We start from the raw sequence: 17,037 nt of genomic DNA on the forward strand, positions 1-17,037 counted from the left end.
CACGGCCAGCCGGCCGCCGACAGCGGCGATGGCGGCTTTGGCGACGGCGCCGGCGGCAATGGCGGTGACGGCGGCGACAACTTCGGCGGCCCGCTGGGCGGCGGCGACGATGGCGACGGCGGCGACGCCCTGACGCTGTCGACCTTCGCCGAACGCGCCTACCTCGACTACGCCATCTCGGTGGTCAAGGGCCGCGCGCTGCCGGACGTGTGCGACGGCCAGAAGCCGGTGCAGCGCCGCATCCTGTACGCGATGAACGAAATGGGCCTGAACGCCACCGCCAAGCCGCGCAAGTCGGCCACCGTGGTCGGCGACGTGCTCGGCAAGCTGCACCCGCACGGCGACCAGTCGGTGTACGACGCCATGGTGCGCATGGCGCAGGACTTCTCGCTGCGCTACCCGCTGATCGACGGCCAGGGCAACTTCGGCTCGCGCGACGGCGACGGCGCGGCGGCGATGCGCTACACCGAGGCGCGCCTGACGCCGATCGCCAAGGTGCTGATGGACGAGATCAACCTCGGCACCGTCGACTTCCAGGCCAACTACGACGGCTCGACCGAAGAACCGTGCCTGCTGCCGGCGCGCCTGCCGATGGTGCTGCTGAACGGCGCCTCCGGCATCGCCGTGGGCCTGGCGACGGAAATCCCGTCGCACAACCTGGGCGAGGTGGCGCAGGCCGCCGTCGCCATGATCCGCAACCCGAAAATCTCGCACAGCGAGCTGATGGCGCTGGTGCCGGGCCCGGACTTCCCGGGCGGCGGCCAGATCATCACGCCGGCGCAGCAGATCGCCGACATGTACGCCACCGGGCGCGGCTCGATGAAGGTGCGGGCGCGCTGGAAGATCGAAGAACTGGCGCGCGGCCAGTGGCAGGCGGTGGTGACCGAACTGCCGCCGGGCACCTCGTCGCAAAAGGTGCTGGAAGAGATCGAAGAGCTGACCAATCCGAAGATCAAGCTGGGCAAGAAGGCGCTGTCGCCGGAACAGCTGGCGCTGAAATCGCTGATCCTGAATTCGCTCGACACCATCCGCGACGAATCGGGCCGCGCGGCGCCGGTGCGCCTGGTGTTCGAGCCGAAATCGAAGAACCAGGACCAGACCGAATTCATGCTGATGATGCTGGCGCACACCTCGCTCGAATCGTCGGCCTCGATCAACCTGGTGATGATCGGCGGCGACGGCCGCCCGCGCCAGAAAGGCCTGGGCGAGATCCTGCAGGAGTGGATCACCTTCCGCTTCGCCACCGTCACCCGCCGCACCCAGTTCAAGCTGGGCAAGGTCGACGCCCGCATCCACATCCTGGAAGGCCGCCAGACCATCCTGCTGAACATCGATGAAGTGATCCACATCATCCGCAACTCGGACGAACCGAAGGCGGCGCTGATGGCGCGCTTCAACCTCAGCGAGATCCAGGCCGAAGACATCCTGGAAATCCGCCTGCGCCAGCTGGCGCGGCTGGAAGCGATCAAGATCGAACAGGAACTGGCCGAACTGCGCAAGGAACGCCAGACGCTGCAAGACCTGCTGGACAACCCGTCGTCGATGAAGCGCGCCATCATCAAGGAAATCGAAGGCGACGCCAAGACCTACGGCGACGCCCGCCGCACGCTGATCGAAGAAGCGCAGAAAGCGGTGGTCGAGCAGAAGGTGGTGGACGAACCGGTCACCGTCATCATCTCGGAAAAAGGCTGGATCCGCGCCCGCACCGGCATCGGCCACGACGCCACGCAATTCACCTTCAAGGCCGGCGACACGCTGTACGGCGCCTTCGAATGCCGCACGGTCGACAACCTGCTGGCCTTCGGCAGCAACGGCAAGGTGTATTCGGTGCCGGTAGCGGCGCTGCCGAACGCGCGCGGCGACGGCGTGCCGGTCACCACGCTGATCGATCTGGCGTCCGGCGCCCGCATCCTGCACTACTTCGCCGGCAGCGGCGCCACGCGATTGCTGCTGGCCACCAGCGCCGGTTTCGGCTTCGAGACCAAGGCGGCCGACATGGTCAGCCGCATCAAGGGCGGCAAGTCGTTCATCACGCTGGACGACGGCGACGTGCCGCTGCCGCCGACGGTGATACCGGATATCGCCAGCGCGGTGGCGGTGCTGTCGTCGGGCGCGCGGGTGCTGGTGTTCGGCATGGATGAAATGAAGGTGCTGACCAATGGCGGCCGCGGCGTGATCCTGATGGAGCTGGCGGACAAGGAGACCTTGTTGGCGGCCAAGCCGATCAGTCAGAAGGGTGTGACGGTGTTTGGCACCGGACGCGGCGGCAAGGCGCAGGAGGAAAGGCTGTCGGCGTCGGCGCTGGCGGTGCACTTTGGCAAGCGGGCGCGCAAGGGCAAGGAGTTGGCGACCAAGATCAAGCCAAGCGGGTTGGTGCCTATCGTTTAGCCCCGCACGGCGGCGGACGTGGGGTCGGACCCGCAGGGTCAGACCCCGGGCATTAATGACTTTGCGGCTCACGCATAGGACGAAGGGTCGGACCCCGCATGGGGTCCGACCCTTGTGTCGTTTTGCGGGTTAGCGCTTAGTGTTTCGCAGCAGCTTCTTTGACTTCGGCGTCAGCCTTGGCTTTGGCGGCAGCGGTTTCGTTGGCGGCCAGGGCTTTGTCAGCGGTGGCGTCGACGGTTTTCTTGATGGCTTTGGCGTCAGCTTTCACGGTTTTCTTTTCCGCTTTTTCTTCCGCCTTCGCTACCGACTTGTCGCCCTTGGCGGCAGCCTTGGCCTTGTCTTCCGGATCGGCCTTGGCCACTTTTTCGTTGGCTTTGGCTTGCTCCACGCCTACCTTGGCGGTCTGCTCTTCATGCACCTTGTCGGCCTTGGCGATGGCTTTGTTGGCTTTCTTGTCGGCCTTGGCATCGGCCTTGGCTTCTTTCTGTTCAGCCTTGGCAACATCCTTGTTGGCATCGGCTTGCGCTTTAGCAACGTCCGAAGTTTGCGCAAAAGCTGCGGTGGCGAACAGGCCGGCGATCAGAGTGGCGATAATTTTATTCATGGTCTTATCCCTTTCGGTGTTGTTGGAGTGCGTGAGAAACATCTTATGCCCACGCCCCCTCACACTCTGTACGCTAGCGTACGCTAATGCGATGCCGGACGGGAATACAGATCGATGATGGTGGTGATCGCGTCCGCGCACACCGAGCAGAAGGCATCGCTGCGGTCGAACATGATGCACTGCATTTCCGGCCGGTAGTAGCCGGTGGCCTCGTAGTTGGCGCCCTCGAACGCGCCCACCGTGTGACGGTGCGGATCGGGCGAGAACAGCGCGTTGCTCTGCGCCAGATCCTTGCGGAACAAGGCGTTCATCTCGGCCTCCGGGCGGTTGGCGGCGCGCAGCGCGGCGCGTTCCTTCTGGTAGGCGCGCGAGGCGGTTTCATAGGCTTGCTTCGGCCACGGCGTCGGCAGCGGCGTGCCGTCCTTGACGAACTTCTTCCATTTCAGGTTGGCCGGGTCGTTCAGCGCGGTGGCGTTCGGCTCCCACGGCTCGCGGCGCGCGCCGCCGGTGGCGTAGGCGACCGGCGAGGTGTAGTACTCGTCGGCCAGGCCGGCGAAGTGGTGGCCGAATTCGTGCACGAACAGGTAATTGGCCCAGTCGTTGTCGGCCGCCGCCGTGCTGAACTGGCCGAAGATGCCGCCGCCGCCATAGGTCTCGTTGTTGACCAGGATCTCGATGAATTCATACGGCGCGTACTGCGCCAGCTCGCGCAGCGCGCGGTTGTCGGTGGTCAGCACATAGCGTTCGCTGCCGAAGATGTCGTAGCGCGCGCCCAGCTTCGAGGCGTGGTGCACGCCGGTCGACGGCCGCGACACGCCCGACTCCTCGGTCGGCAGCGCCAGCGCCCAGACGTTGAAATCCTGGGCGCGCTCCTTGAACGGCGACACCTGGAACAGATGGTCGGCCAGGCGGCGCGCGGCCGCCTCGAACTTCTTCATGTCGGCCTGGGTGTAGCCGTCGCCGACGATCAGCAGGTCGACCTTGTCCTCGGACGGACCGTTGACGCGGATGCCGATCGGCTTGACCGGCGCCGGCGGCTGCTTGCGGACCACGTCCATCGCGTTGGGATCGACATCGGCGTTCCACACCACCGAGAACAGATTGCGCTCGTCGCGCTTGAGGATGCGCACCCGCACCGGCTGCTCGGGACGCGGGAAGCGCACCGACTCCTGGAAGCCGCGGTTGATGTGCGCCGCCTCCTCGGTGCTGCGCCATTCGGCAAACACGGTCGAAAAGCCGCGCGAGTACAGCAGCTTGCCCGTTTTGGCGTCGACCACCTCGACCAGGTTGTTGCCGCGGTTGGTGGTGTCGATGGTCTGCGCCATATTGCCGGGCCACGGCAGCGGCTCGATGACCACGCGCTCCATGGCGTAGTGTTCGTCGAGCGCGTTGCCGCTGTGGAGATAGTCAAGACGCACGGTGGCCGGTTGCGCGGCCAGCGCCGAAGCGCAGGCGCACAGCGCCAGCAGGGAGATCAGAGAGCGGAGCATGGAAGTCCTGGCGGTCAGTTGAAAACGTGAGCGCCATTGTAATCCGCCGCGGGCGCCGCCGCGAGTCCGGCGGCGCCCGCCTTACTGCGTGCGCAGCGACTGGCCGATGTCGAGCGGGCGGATGTCGAGGCGCAGGTTGAGGATGGAGTAGCTGGCCGGCGCGGCCGAGGCGTAGCCGACGCTGTCGCGGGTCTTGGTCAGCGTGAACTGGAAGCCCAGCTCCGGCAGCGGCGAATTGGCGCCGCTGGTGGCGATGCCGATCGCCTCGCTGCGGCGGTTGTTCATCAGGTTCTCCATCAGCTGCACCAGCGCGTTGCGACCCAGGATGTCGGGCGAGAACACCGGGTCGGCCACCAGGTCCTTGCGCTGCGCGAGGCGGCCGCCCGCCTTGGCCGGCGACGGCGTGAAGGTGTGCGTGCTGAGGTCGTACAAATCGCCGCGATCAAGATAGCTGATAACGGCGTTGGCGATGTTGAAGCCGGCGCTGGCGGCGTCGGTGGTGGCGTGCGACAGGTCGACCAGCAGCGCGCCCTTGCTGCCGACGATTTCCACGCGGCGCCGGCGGTCGACCACCATGGCCGTGTTCTCGTCGATGCCGAGGCCGAACTTGTAGCCTTTCTTCAGCATGGCCGGGATCATGCGGGCGAAGCGGCCGCGCACCAGGAAGTGCTGGTCGACAAACACGTCGTCGCCGATGAAGCCGAGGCCGGGGGCGATTTCCTGGCCGTCGGTGACACCGCCGCGCAGCGTGGCGAACACGGTCTTGGGCGCGTAAAACATGGTGCTGCTCATGACGGCGGCGCCGGCGCTGTTGCCGGCCACCACGCCGCCCTTGCGGTAGACGTCCCACACGGCGTCCAGCACGGCGCTGCGGCTGCCGTCGGCGCGCACCAGCGCCTGGGTGATGCGGGCCTGGTCGCCGCCGGAGAAGAACACGCCGCCGGCGCCGCGCACGGCATCGGCCAGCAGCGGATCGTCGGCGGCCTTGCGGAAGTCGCTGTCGGCCAGCTTGACCGCCAGCGGGATCTGGAAAGCGTCGGCGCCGTAGCGGTTCAGGGAATCGACGATGGCGGCCGCCACCGGCGCCGGTTCGGCCGCCGCCGACGCGAACACGGCGATGCGGGCGCCGGGGCCGCCGGCCAGCTGGACGATGCGCTGCCAGACCGCGTCGTTGTCCGGGCGCAGGCCGCCGCCGATGATGACCAGCGAGCCTTGCGGGGCGGCGGCGACGGCGCCCAGCGGCAGCGCCAGCATCAAGGCGGCATGGAACAGGAATTTGATCGCCATACGCATAAGAGGCTCCAAATAAAAATGGGACGGGCCTCGCGGCGCCGTCCCATTAATATACCTTAAGCCACGCTAGCGGTAACGGTACAAAGGCTGTTGCAGCTGGATCGGGCGGATGTCCATGCGCAGTTTCAGCACCGAGTAGGCCTCGACCTCGGTCGAGCTGTAGCCGACGCTGTTGATGGTCTTGCTGAAGCGGAACTCGAAGCCCAGCTCCGGGTTGAAATCGCGCGGGTTGCCGAAGGCGATGCCGATCGCGTCCTGCTGGGCGTTGTCGATCAGGTTGACCATCAGGTCCAGCACCGCGTTGTTGCCCAAAATATCATTGGTGTAGACCGGCTCGCGCGCGTCCGGCTGGTTGGGATCGAGCTTGTTGTCGGCCTTGTCCGGCGACGGCGTGAATTCGCGCGTCACCAGGTTGAACTTGTCGCCGCGATCCAGGTAGCTGATGGTGGCGTTGGAAATGTTGAAGCCCTTGATGCCTCGGTCGGTGATCGCCGCCGACAGGTCCAGCAGCAAGGCGCCGCTGTAGCCGATGATCTCGACGTCGCGCTTGGCGTTGACCACCATGGCGGTGTTTTCGTCGATGCCGAGGCCGATCTGGTAGCCCTTCTTCAGCATCACCGGAATCATGCGGGCAAAGCGGCCGCGCACCAGCAAATGCTGGTCGACAAACACGTCCTCGCCGATGAAACCGAGGCCGGAGGCGATCTCGTGGCCCTCGTTGACGCCCTGCTTGAGCATGTCCAGGGTCGACTTGGCGTCGTAGAACATGGTGGTGCTCATGATGGCCGCGCCGGCGCTGCTGCCGGCCACCACGCCGCCGTCGCGGTAGACGTCCCACACCGCGTCCAGCGCCGCCGAATGGCTGCCGTCCGGGCGCACCAGCGCCTTGGTGATGCGGGCCTGGTCGCCGCCGGTGAAATAGATGCCGGTGGCCGAATGGATCATGGCCACCGTTTCCGGGTCTTCGGCGGCCTTGCGGTAGTCGCTATTCGGCCAGGTCACGCCGAGCGGGATGGCGAAGGCCTGGGCGCCGTACTGGTTCAGACGGTTGACCGTGGCCTGGGCCGCGCTTTCCGGGTTGATCGAGGCCGAGCCGAACACGCCGATGCGCGCGCCCTTGCCGCCGGCCAGCTGCACGATGCGCTGCCAGACCTCGGCGTTTTCCGTGCGCAAGCCGCCGCCGATGATGACCAGATTGCCTGCCGGCGGCGCCAGCACCGGCTTGGGCGGCGGCACCGCCTTGGCCGGCTTGCTGGTCTTGCCCGGCACCTGCACCTTGGGCACCGGCGTGGCGGCCGCGGCCTGCGCGGCGGCGCCCGCCAGCCCCAGCAGCCATAGCACGCACAGCCGCATGCACAGCCCCTGGAGCGAAAAACCAGTTAATTTCATGTTGCCCTTCCGATGAAAACCGGCGCCGGGCTGCCGCCGGGCGCCGGTAGTTGCTACCTGCGACTGCCAGATCATACCAAGCTATTGCTTAAAAACGCATTACTTGAACGCGTAATTTACACTGGCAAAGAAGCGGCGGCCGCGCACATCGGTATAAGTCGGGTCGTATCCGGAGATAAAGTAGTAGGCCTGGTTCGAGTACGGCGGCGCCGTGTCGGCCAGATTCTGCACGCCGGCGCGCACCTTGATGGCCTTGTTGGCCTGCCAGGAGCCGGTCAGATCCCACAGCGAATACGATTTCACGCGGTTGGCCGCCACCACGCTGCCGTCGTCGATGTTGATGGCCGAGTTCTGGTCTTCATAGCCGCTGGAGAAGGTGTTCGACAGCGTGGCCGCGAACGGGCCCTGGTCCCAGTCGAAGGTGATGGTATGGCGCCAGCGCTGCACCACGCCGTCGGTGACAAAGCGGCCCAGGTTGCTGACAAAGGCGTCACCCTTGGCATATTGCAACTCGGACTTGGTGACATAGGTGCCGGCCAGGCGGCCGCCGAAGCGGCCGGCCCAGGTCTGCACGCCCTTGAAATCGATGGTCAGGTCGAGCCCGGCCGCCTTCTGGGCGCCGCGGTTTTCCTTGAACTGGTCGATATAGGTGATGAAGCCGTCGTCGTCGCGGTGGATCAGGTTGCCGTACTTGGCCTGGTTGCCGAGGATCACGTCGTCGCCGATCTCGGCGATCAGGTCGGTGCGCTTGATGTTCCAGTAGTCCAGCGACAGCGCCACCTGCTTGCTCGGCTGCAGCACCATGCCCAGCGAGAACTGGCGGCTCTTTTCCGGCTTCAGGTTGGGATTCGAATAGCGGTGCACTTCCCAGGCGTCGGCGCAGTCGGCGTAGTTGTTGTCGACTGTGGCGCAGTAGACCGGGTCCGGCAGGGTGGCGGTGCTGCCGACCTGCATCGGGCGATACAGCTCGGTCATCGACGGCGCCCGGAAGCCGCGCCCGGCCGAGGCGCGGAACAGCATGGTGTTGGTCGGCATATAGCTCAGGCCCACTTTCGGGCTGGCGGCGCCGCCCACCACCTGGTAGTGGTCGTAGCGGGCCGAGACCTGCGCCTCCCACTGCTTGGTCAGCGGCAGCAGCAGCTCGCCGTAGACGGCCTGGATGTTGCGGGCGTAGGCGGTGGCGTCGCCGCCTTCCGGCGCGAAGTCGTTGTTGATGTTGTCGCTCATCAGCAGCGCCGACGGGTTGAAGGTGGTCTTCTCGCGGCGCAGCTCGCCGCCGACGGCCAGCGCGGCGTCGCCGCCGGCCAGGGTGCCGACCGGGTGCGACACCTTGAAATCGACCGAGTCCATGGTGCCGCGCGCATGGCGCACCTCGTCGTTGACCTGGATGCTGTTGAGCAGCGCGATGCCTTCCGGGCTGGACGGGCCGAACGGGTTGATCAGGCCGTCCGAAATGCCCTGCATCAGCTTGTCGTACAGCAGGTAGCCGTGGGTGTCGCGGTCCTTGATGACGTTGACGCTGTGGTTCAGGCCGACGTCATAGTCCCAGCCGTTGTGGCTGCCGGTCCAGCCGACCACGTAGCGCTGGCTCTCGCTGGTCAGCTCCGAGGTGCGGCGGCCGGCCTCGAACAAACGCATGTTCAGCTGCACCTCGCCCGGGACGTCGTCGTCGGCCGAGGCCTCGTCCGACAGCAGGTTGTACTTGGCCAGCGCCGGCACCTTGCGGTAGTCGATATAGCCGGTCACGCGCGCCGACGAGGCGGCGTAATAGGTCTTGGAGCGGCTCAGCGCCACCTCGGCGTAGACCTGGTTTTCCGGATTGATCTGCAGCACGCCGCGCGACAGGAAATTGGCCTTTTCCGATTTCGGATACAGCTCGGTGTCGCCCATGTAGTTGTAGGTGCAGGCGTCGACGCCGCCGGTGCCGGTCGGCAGGTAGAGATTGGCCGGGCCATTGCAGGTCGGCACCGACGGGTTGATGGTGCGGTTGGTCAGCGGCTTGCCGTTGATGGTGAAGCCCTGTTCGTTCAGGTAGTCGCGCTGGGCGCCGGTCAGGCGGATGTTGGCCGGCGAGGTGTAGCCGGACAGCAGGTGCGGCAGGCGCTCGGCGATGTGCAGGTCGTTGATGAAGTCGCGCTGCGAGGTCGACAGCGCGTCGGTGCGCTGGAAGTCGGCCACGGCAAACACGTTGAAGCCGTCCTTGGCGACGTCGCCGACGCCGGCGGTCAGGGTGGCGGTGTGCTTGCCGGCGCCGCCTTCCTTGGTCTTCAGGCCGTAGGCGTTCAGCTCGACGCCCTGGAAGTCCTTGCGGGTGATGAAGTTGATGACGCCGCCGATGGCGTCGGTGCCGTACAGCGCCGAGGCGCCGTCCAGCAACACCTCGACGCGCTGGATGGCGGCGGCCGGGATGTTGTTGAGGTCGACGCCGGTGTCGTCGCCGGGCGAGGCGAAATTGGCCATGCGGCGGCCGTTCAGCAGCACCAGCGTCGACGAGGTGCCGATGCCGCGCAGGTTGGCGCTGTTGAAGCCGCGCTGGTCCTTGCCGTCGGAGATGCTGGCGCCGTCGGTCAGCGCGCCGACGTTGGCCGACAGCCGCGACAGGATCTCGGAGGCGGTGGTGACGCCGACCTTGTCGATTTCCTCGCGGGTGATGATCTGCACCGGCAGCGCGGTTTCCGACTCGATGCGCTTGATCGCCGAGCCGGTGATTTCCACCCGCGCCAGCGGTTCCGGCAGCGGCGCGTCCTGGGCCAGCGCGGACGCGCTAAAGATGCCGGCGACGGCGCCGAGGCCGAGGGCCAGGCGGACGGCGCGGGTCATGGTCAAGGCGCGCGTGCGGTGCAGGTGGTTCATATGCTCTCCCGGATATTCGATATGTAAATAATTCATTTAAACTAACTGTACGCAGTTGTAGCCGAAAACTCAAGAAAGCCGGGCGTGTTTCGCCCTGTACGATTTACTTTGTGAAAATAGTGCTACATACTCAACGCTCAACGATTACAGTGACCCGCCATGCAAGCACACCACCATCCCCTTTCCGGCCCGCACGCACCGGCCGCCTATGCGCTGACCAGCTTCCATTTCGGCACGCCGGGCAGCGGCAAAAAAGTCTATATCCAGGGTTCGCTGCACGCCGACGAGGTGCCGGGCATGCTGGTGGCGCAATTCCTGCGGCGCGAGCTGACGGCGCTGGAGGCGGCCGGCAAGATCAGCGGCGAGATCATCCTGGTGCCGGCCGCCAACCCGATCGGACTGGCGCAGGCGATCCAGGGCGCCGCCTTCGGCCGCTTCGACCTGACCACCGGCGTCAACTTCAACCGCGCCTACAAGCACGTGGCGAGCGACCTGAAGAAATCGCTGGCGGGCAAGCTGGGCGACGACGCCGAGGCCAATGTGGTGCTGATCCGCGCCCACGCGCGCGCCTCGATCGCCGACTGGCAGCCGGCCACCGACGCCGAAACGCTGAAGAAAACCCTGATGACGCTGGCGATCGACGCCGACATCGTGCTCGACCTGCATTGCGACAACGAGGCGGTGCTGCACATCTACGCCGGCACGCCGCTGGCCGACGGCATCGCGCCGCTGGCGGCGATTCTCGGTTCGCACGCGACCTTGCTGGCCTACGAGGCCGGCGGCGAGCCGTTCGACGAAGCCTGCAGCCGCCTGTGGTGGGACCTCGACAAGCACTTCGAGCACCGCTACCCGATCCCGGCCGCCTGCCTGTCGACCACGGTCGAGCTGCGCGGCGAGATGGAAGTGAGCTACGCGCTGGCGCGCCAGGACGCCGCCGGCCTGCTGCAGTTCCTGACGCTGCAAGGCGTGCTGCACGCGGACGACGCGGCGGCGCAGGCCGCGGCGGCCGTGCTGCCCGAGCCGCTGTGCGCGGCCACGCCGCTGGAAGGCGTGCAGCCGGTGTACGCGCCGCATGCCGGCATCCTGATCTACACGCGCGAGCTGGGCGCCAAGGTGGCGGCCGGCGACGCGCTGGCCGATCTGATCGATCCGGTCAGCGGCGACACCACGGTGCTGCGCGCCGGCGTCGACGGCGTGTTCTTCGCGCGCAGCGCGCACCGTCACGTGATCCGCGGCATGAACGTCGGCAAGGTGGCCGGCGCCAAGGCCTATCGTGAGGGCGACCTGCTGAGCGCATGATGACCAAAAAATTCAAGCTCCCACACACCTTCGTCCTGCTGTTCATCATCCTGGCGCTGATCGCGACCGCCACCTGGCTGGTCCCCGGCGGCAAGTACGACACGCACCTGGTCAACGGCAAGCAGCTGATCGACCCGGCCAGCTTCCACTACATCGAGAGCGCGCCGCAAGGGCTGGTGGCGCTGATGAAGGCGCCGATCAAGGGCTTTGTCGAGGCGGCGCAGATCATCGGCTTCGTGCTGATCGTCGGCGGCGCCTTCGCCGTGCTGCAGAAGACCGAGGCGATCGACGCCATGATCAAGTCGCTGGCCAAGGCGCACGAGAGTTCGGCGCTGATCCGCACGGCGCTGATCCCGGTGTTTGTCACCATGTTTTCGATCGGCGGCGCGACCTTCGGCATGAACGAGGAAGCCATACCGTTCATCCTGATTTTCGTGCCGCTGGCGCTGGCGCTGGGCTATGACACGGTGACCGGCGTATCGATCCCCTTCCTCGGCTCGCAGGTGGGCTTTTCGGCGGCGTTCCTGAACCCCTTCAACGTCGGCATCGCGCAGGGCATCGCCGGCGTGCCGGTGTTTTCCGGCTGGGGCTACCGGCTGATCGTGTGGGCCATCGCCACCACGGTGACGGTGCTGTTCCTGATGTGGTACGCGGCGCGCGTGAAAAAGAATCCGACCCTCAGCCCGACCTATGCGCTGGACCTGGAGAAGCGCAAGGAGCTGCCGGTGGGCGGCGTGGCCGACTTCCACGGCATGACCGGCCGCCACAAGCTGGTGCTGTGGATCTTCGTCGGCTCGCTGGTGGTGATGGTGGCCGGCGTGGTGCACTGGGACTGGTATATCGATGAAATCGCGGCGCTGTTCCTCAGCATGGCGATCGTCATCGGCCTGGTCGGGCGGCTGGATTCGACGCAGATCGTCGAAGGCTTCATGCAGGGCGCCCGCGATCTGGTCGGCACGGCGCTGGTGATCGCGCTGGCGCGCGGCACGCTGGTGCTGGCGCGCGACGCCCACATCATCGACACCATGCTGCATACGCTGATGCCGCTGGTGCAGTCGGTGCATCCGGTGTTCGCGGCGTGGAAGATGTTCGGCATCCAGACGGTGATCAACTTCTTCATCCACTCCGGCAGCGGCCAGGCCGCGCTGACCATGCCGATCATGGCGCCGCTGGCCGACCTGGTGGGCGTGACGCGGCAGACGGCGATCCTGGCGTTCCAGTTCGGCGAGTTCACCACGCCGATGATACCGACCTCCGGCATCACCGTCGGCGTGCTGGCCCTGGCGCGCATTCCATGGATTACCTGGGCCAAGTGGATGATCCCGCTGCAGCTGATCTACGCCGTGCTAGCGCTGGCGCTGCTGGTGCCGCCGTGCCTGATGAACTGGCAGTAGCTTTGCCGGGTAACACCTGCGCGACAGCGCATCAATTCGCGTAGATATTCGGGAAATAGCGCTCCATCAGCGACGCCGGGCGGGCCGGCGGCGTGAAGCCGTGGCGGGCGTACAGCGTATGCGCGTCGCTGGTGGCCAGCATGAAGCGGCGCAGGCCTTGCAGGTCCGGATGCGCCATCACCGCCGCCATCATCTCCTTGCTGACGCCCTTGCCGCGCTGCGCCTCCAGCACAAACACATCGGCCAGGTAGGCAAAGGTGGCGCGGTCGGTGGTGACGCGCGCAAATCCCACCTGCCGGCCATCGAGATACGCGCCAAAACACAGCGAATTGTCGATAGCCCGCTGCACGGTGGCCAGCGGAATACCGATCGCCCAGGTCGAGCGCTCGCTCAGGAACTGGTGGATCATGGCCACGTCCAGGGCGGCTTTATCGGTGCTGATGTGCAGTGCAGGCATGTTTTCCGTGGCAAGAAAGTTAATGTTGACGTATTTTAGAGCAGCTTGCGGTTTATAATCTCCGTTGATCCTCAGCGCACTTCCACTTTTAGACTATGACTGCACAACTTTCCAAAAAAGCCGAAGCCTGGTCGGCCCGCTTCAACGAACCGGTCTCCGACCTGGTCAAACGCTACACCGCCTCGGTGTTCTTCGACAAGCGCCTGGCCAAGGCCGACATCCAGGGCTCGCTGGCGCACGCCGAAATGCTGGCCGCGCAAGGCATCATCTCGGCCGCCGACCGCGCCGAGATCGAACGCGGCATGGCGCAGATCAGCGCCGAAATCGAGGCCGGCCAGTTCGAATGGCTGCTGGACCTGGAAGACGTCCACCTGAACATCGAAAAACGCCTGACCGAACTGGTGGGCGACGCCGGCAAGCGCCTGCACACCGGCCGTTCGCGCAACGACCAGGTGGCCACCGACATCCGCCTGTACGTGCGCAGCGCCATCGACGACGTGCTGCAGCTGCTGAACGCCCTGCGCGGCGCGCTGACCGACCTGGCCGAAAAGAACGCCGACACCATCCTGCCCGGCTTCACCCACATGCAGGTGGCGCAGCCGATCACCTTCGGCCACCACATGCTGGCCTACGTTGAAATGTTCGGCCGCGACGCCGAGCGCATGGCCGACGCCCGCAAGCGCGTCAACCGCCTGCCGCTGGGCGCCGCCGCGCTGGCCGGCACCACCTTCCCGATCGACCGCGTGCGCGTGGCCAAAACGCTGGGCTTCGACGATGTCTGCCACAACTCGCTGGACGCCGTGTCGGACCGCGACTTCGCCATCGAATTCACCGCCGCCGCCTCGCTGATCATGATGCACGTGTCGCGCATGTCGGAAGAGCTGATCATCTGGATGAGCCCGCGCGTGGGCTTCATCGACATCGCCGACCGCTTCTGCACCGGCTCGTCGATCATGCCGCAAAAGAAAAATCCGGACGTGCCGGAACTGGCGCGCGGCAAGACCGGCCGCGTGTTCGGTCACCTGATGGGCCTGCTGACCCTGATGAAAGGCCAGCCGCTGGCTTACAACAAGGACAACCAGGAAGACAAGGAACCGCTGTTCGACACCGTCGACACGCTGGTGGACACGCTGCGCATCTTCGCCGACATGGCCGGCGGCATCAGCGTCAAGCCTGAAAACATGCGCGCCGCCGCGCTGCAAGGCTACGCCACCGCCACCGACCTGGCCGACTACCTGGTCAAGAAAGGCCTGCCGTTCCGCGACGCCCACGAAGCCGTGGCCCACGCGGTGCGCGCCTGCGACGACCTGAAGATCGACCTGGCCGAGATGACGCTGGAACAGCTGCGCGCCTTCTCGACGCTGATCGAGGACGACGTGTTTGCCGTGCTGACCTTGGAAGGCTCGGTCGCCGCCCGCGACCACGTCGGCGGCACCGCGCCGAACCAGGTGCGCAAGGCCATCGCCCGCGTGCGCGAGCAACTGAAGTAACACCCTCCGGCGCCGCCGTCCTGGCGGCGCCGATCTGCCCGCTTATTGATCTAGCACAGAACTCCCCACCCGCCAGCGTTTAGCGTGAAGTCATCTACCAAGGGAGGATGACATGAACCTACGCACAGCCCTGCTGACCGCCTGCCTCGCCCTCGCCGCCTGGCCCGCCGTCGCCGCCCAACTGATGTCCGCCCCGGTGGCCGTCGCCACGCCGCAGGAAAGCGCCGGTCTGGTGGCCCGGCTCACCGCGCTCGACGCCCGCCAGGGCCTGACCAACGACTACAGCTTCCGCATCAGCAGCCAGCATCCCGGCGTCACCGGCCAGAAGATCACCCGCGCCCAGCACACCTACAAGGGCCTGCGCGTGCTCGGCTCCGAATCGGTGGTGGTGACCAACGCCGCCGGCGACATCGTCAGCGTCTCGGTGGCCGACCGCCGCCCCGGCCTGACGCCGCAAGCCAGCACGCCCGGCGGGGCGCCGCCCGCACCGCCGCTGCCCACCGGCGCCGACCTGACGCCGACCATCGGCACCGACGAAGCGATCCGCATCGCGGTGCAGGCCATCGCCCCCGGCGGCACGCACCGCTGGCCGCCCACCGCCGAACTGCTGATCTACCCGGTGATGAAAACCGTGCGCACCGCTGCCGCCGGCGACAAGCCGGAAGAACAGCTCAACGCCCTGGACCTGCAGGAAGTGGTGGACCGCTACCAGCTGTCCTACCTGGTGCAGCTGCGCATGGCGCAGGACAGCAAGCTGATTTACTACGACGTCGTGGTCAGCGCCCGCGACGGCGCCATCATCGCCCAGTGGCCGGCGCTGCAGACGGTGGTCGGCAGCGGCAACAGCCAGTATAACGGCGTGGTGCCGATCAGCACCTCGGCCACCGCGAGCGGCTTCCAGATGCTCGACAGCGCGCGCGGCAGCGGCGGCAAATTCGGCGGCATGGCCATCACCAACGCCGACCACAGCTCGCCCAACAATCCCGACCCCGGCGCCATCTACACCAACAGCAGCAACACCTGGGGCGACGGCCAGCAGTACAACGGCGGCAGCACCACCAACGCCAACGGCCAGACCGCCGCCGTCAACGCGCTGTGGGGTCTGATGAACACCTACGACACCAACCGCAACGTGCTGGGCTGGCAGTCGCTGGACGGCAACAACACCGCCACCTACATCGCCGCCCACGTCGGCACGTCCTACGACAACGCCTTCTACGACGACAGCTGCCGCTGCATGTACATCGGCGACGGCAACAGCTTCACCAGCCTGGGCGCGATCGACGTCATCGGCCACGAAATGTCGCATGGCGTCACCGCCGCCACCGCCGACCTGATTTACTCGGGCGAATCGGGCGGCCTGAATGAATCGAACTCCGACATCGGCGGCGAAATGGTGGAAGCCTACGCCCGCAACGGCGGCACTGGCAGCGTGGTGCCGGCCGCCGGCAACGACTGGATGATGGGCAAGGAGATCAGCAGGAGCGGCGAGCCGCTGCGCTGGATGTACAAGCCGCACAAGGACGGCAGCAGCCCGGACGCCTGGAGCACGTCGCTGAAAAACCTCGACGTCCACTACTCCAGTGGCCCGAACAACCGCATGTTCTACTTCCTGTCGCAAGGCTCGAAGGCCGATCCGGCCAGCGACTACTACAGCGCCTACCTGACGCGCACGCCGGCGGCGATGACCGGCATCGGCAACGACAAGGCCTACCGCATCTGGTTCAAGGCGCTGACCACCAAGTTCACCTCCGCCACCAACTACGCCGACGCCCGCAACAAGGTGCTGCTGGCGGCGCAGGAACTGTACGGCGCGACCTCAAAGGAAGCCATCGCCGTGCAGCGCGCCTACGCCGCCATCAATGTCGGCGCCGACATCGATGAGGAAGGTGGCGGCGGTGGTGACGGCGAGGCCGTCGAGCGCGTGACCAACGGCGGCTTCGAAACCGGCGTCACCGGGTGGAGCGGAGCCACCGGCGTGATCGGCGCCCACAGCGGCCAGAGCGCCTACGAAGGCACGCGCTTCGCGTGGCTGGGCGGGAACGGCCGCCGCAGCACCGAAATGCTGACGCAGCAGGTGCAGATCCCCGCCACCGCCAGCAGCGCGCAACTGAGCTTCGCGCTGCACATCGACAGCGCCGAAACCACCCGCAGCACCGCCTACGACACGCTGGTGGTCGCCCTGCGCAGCGCCAGCGGCACGGCGATCGCCACGCTGGCCACCTACAGCAACCTGGCGCCGGCCGCCGGCTACCAGACCCGCAGCTTCGACCTGCTGCCGTACAAGGGCCAGACCGTAACGCTGTCGTTCGCCATGCGCGAAGACCGCTCCAGGCAGACCTCCTTCGTGCTCGACAAAGTCAGCCTGCTGACCAGATAA

11 protein-coding genes are annotated in these 17,037 nt (G+C 66.3%); 5 read left to right on the forward strand and 6 right to left on the reverse strand.

All coding sequences use genetic code 11. From position 1 onward, the window contains the following. The first annotated feature begins 93 nt into the window (after nucleotides 1-93). A complete protein-coding gene (parC, locus tag GJ698_RS24710; protein WP_154360589.1) occupies nucleotides 94-2,388 on the forward strand; it encodes a DNA topoisomerase IV subunit A in 2,295 nt (764 codons plus the stop codon). A gap of 136 nt (nucleotides 2,389-2,524) precedes the next feature. Here the strand turns inward: parC and GJ698_RS24715 are convergent, their stop codons facing one another. The 5 genes from GJ698_RS24715 to GJ698_RS24735 all read right to left on the reverse strand — a co-directional run bounded on the left by GJ698_RS24715 (nucleotide 2,525) and on the right by GJ698_RS24735 (nucleotide 10,017). Next, nucleotides 2,525-2,992, reverse strand: coding sequence for a hypothetical protein (locus tag GJ698_RS24715; RefSeq protein WP_154360529.1), 468 nt, complete (start codon nucleotides 2,990-2,992; stop codon nucleotides 2,525-2,527). A gap of 83 nt (nucleotides 2,993-3,075) precedes the next feature. After that, entirely contained in the window at nucleotides 3,076-4,482 is a 1,407-nt protein-coding gene (locus GJ698_RS24720; protein WP_154360530.1) for an IgA Peptidase M64, read from the reverse strand. 81 nt (nucleotides 4,483-4,563) lie between these two features. Next, on the reverse strand, nucleotides 4,564-5,775 hold the full coding sequence (locus GJ698_RS24725; RefSeq protein ID WP_154360531.1) for a cyanophycinase: 1,212 nt from the start codon (nucleotides 5,773-5,775) through the stop codon (nucleotides 4,564-4,566). 66 nt (nucleotides 5,776-5,841) lie between these two features. Then, nucleotides 5,842-7,164 (reverse strand): cyanophycinase, encoded by a 1,323-nt coding sequence (locus GJ698_RS24730; protein ID WP_154360532.1) that lies wholly within the window; start codon nucleotides 7,162-7,164, stop codon nucleotides 5,842-5,844. 99 nt (nucleotides 7,165-7,263) lie between these two features. Next, entirely contained in the window at nucleotides 7,264-10,017 is a 2,754-nt protein-coding gene (locus tag GJ698_RS24735) for a TonB-dependent receptor (RefSeq protein WP_154360533.1), read from the reverse strand. Between the two features lie 159 nt (nucleotides 10,018-10,176). Between GJ698_RS24735 and GJ698_RS24740 the strand changes: the two genes are divergently transcribed. Next, the gene (locus GJ698_RS24740; protein WP_154360534.1) at nucleotides 10,177-11,316 is read left to right on the forward strand and encodes a succinylglutamate desuccinylase/aspartoacylase family protein; all 1,140 of its coding nucleotides are present in this window, start codon (nucleotides 10,177-10,179) and stop codon (nucleotides 11,314-11,316) included. Then, entirely contained in the window at nucleotides 11,313-12,710 is a 1,398-nt protein-coding gene (locus GJ698_RS24745) for a YfcC family protein (protein WP_154360535.1), read from the forward strand. Before GJ698_RS24740 ends, GJ698_RS24745 begins: the two co-directional genes overlap by 4 nt. Before the next feature lie 31 nt (nucleotides 12,711-12,741). On the opposite strand, the gene GJ698_RS24750 is transcribed toward GJ698_RS24745, so the two are convergent. After that, on the reverse strand, nucleotides 12,742-13,167 hold the full coding sequence (locus GJ698_RS24750; RefSeq protein ID WP_154360536.1) for a GNAT family N-acetyltransferase: 426 nt from the start codon (nucleotides 13,165-13,167) through the stop codon (nucleotides 12,742-12,744). A gap of 95 nt (nucleotides 13,168-13,262) precedes the next feature. Here GJ698_RS24750 and argH point away from each other — a divergent pair, with 95 nt between their 5' ends. After that, entirely contained in the window at nucleotides 13,263-14,657 is a 1,395-nt protein-coding gene (argH, locus tag GJ698_RS24755) for an argininosuccinate lyase (protein ID WP_154360537.1), read from the forward strand. 112 nt (nucleotides 14,658-14,769) lie between these two features. After that, on the forward strand, nucleotides 14,770-17,037 hold the full coding sequence (locus GJ698_RS24760; protein ID WP_154360538.1) for a M4 family metallopeptidase: 2,268 nt from the start codon (nucleotides 14,770-14,772) through the stop codon (nucleotides 17,035-17,037).

Origin of the sequence: Duganella aquatilis, assembly GCF_009674565.1 — a bacterium.
Lineage (GTDB): Bacteria > Pseudomonadota > Gammaproteobacteria > Burkholderiales > Burkholderiaceae_D > Rugamonas > Rugamonas aquatilis.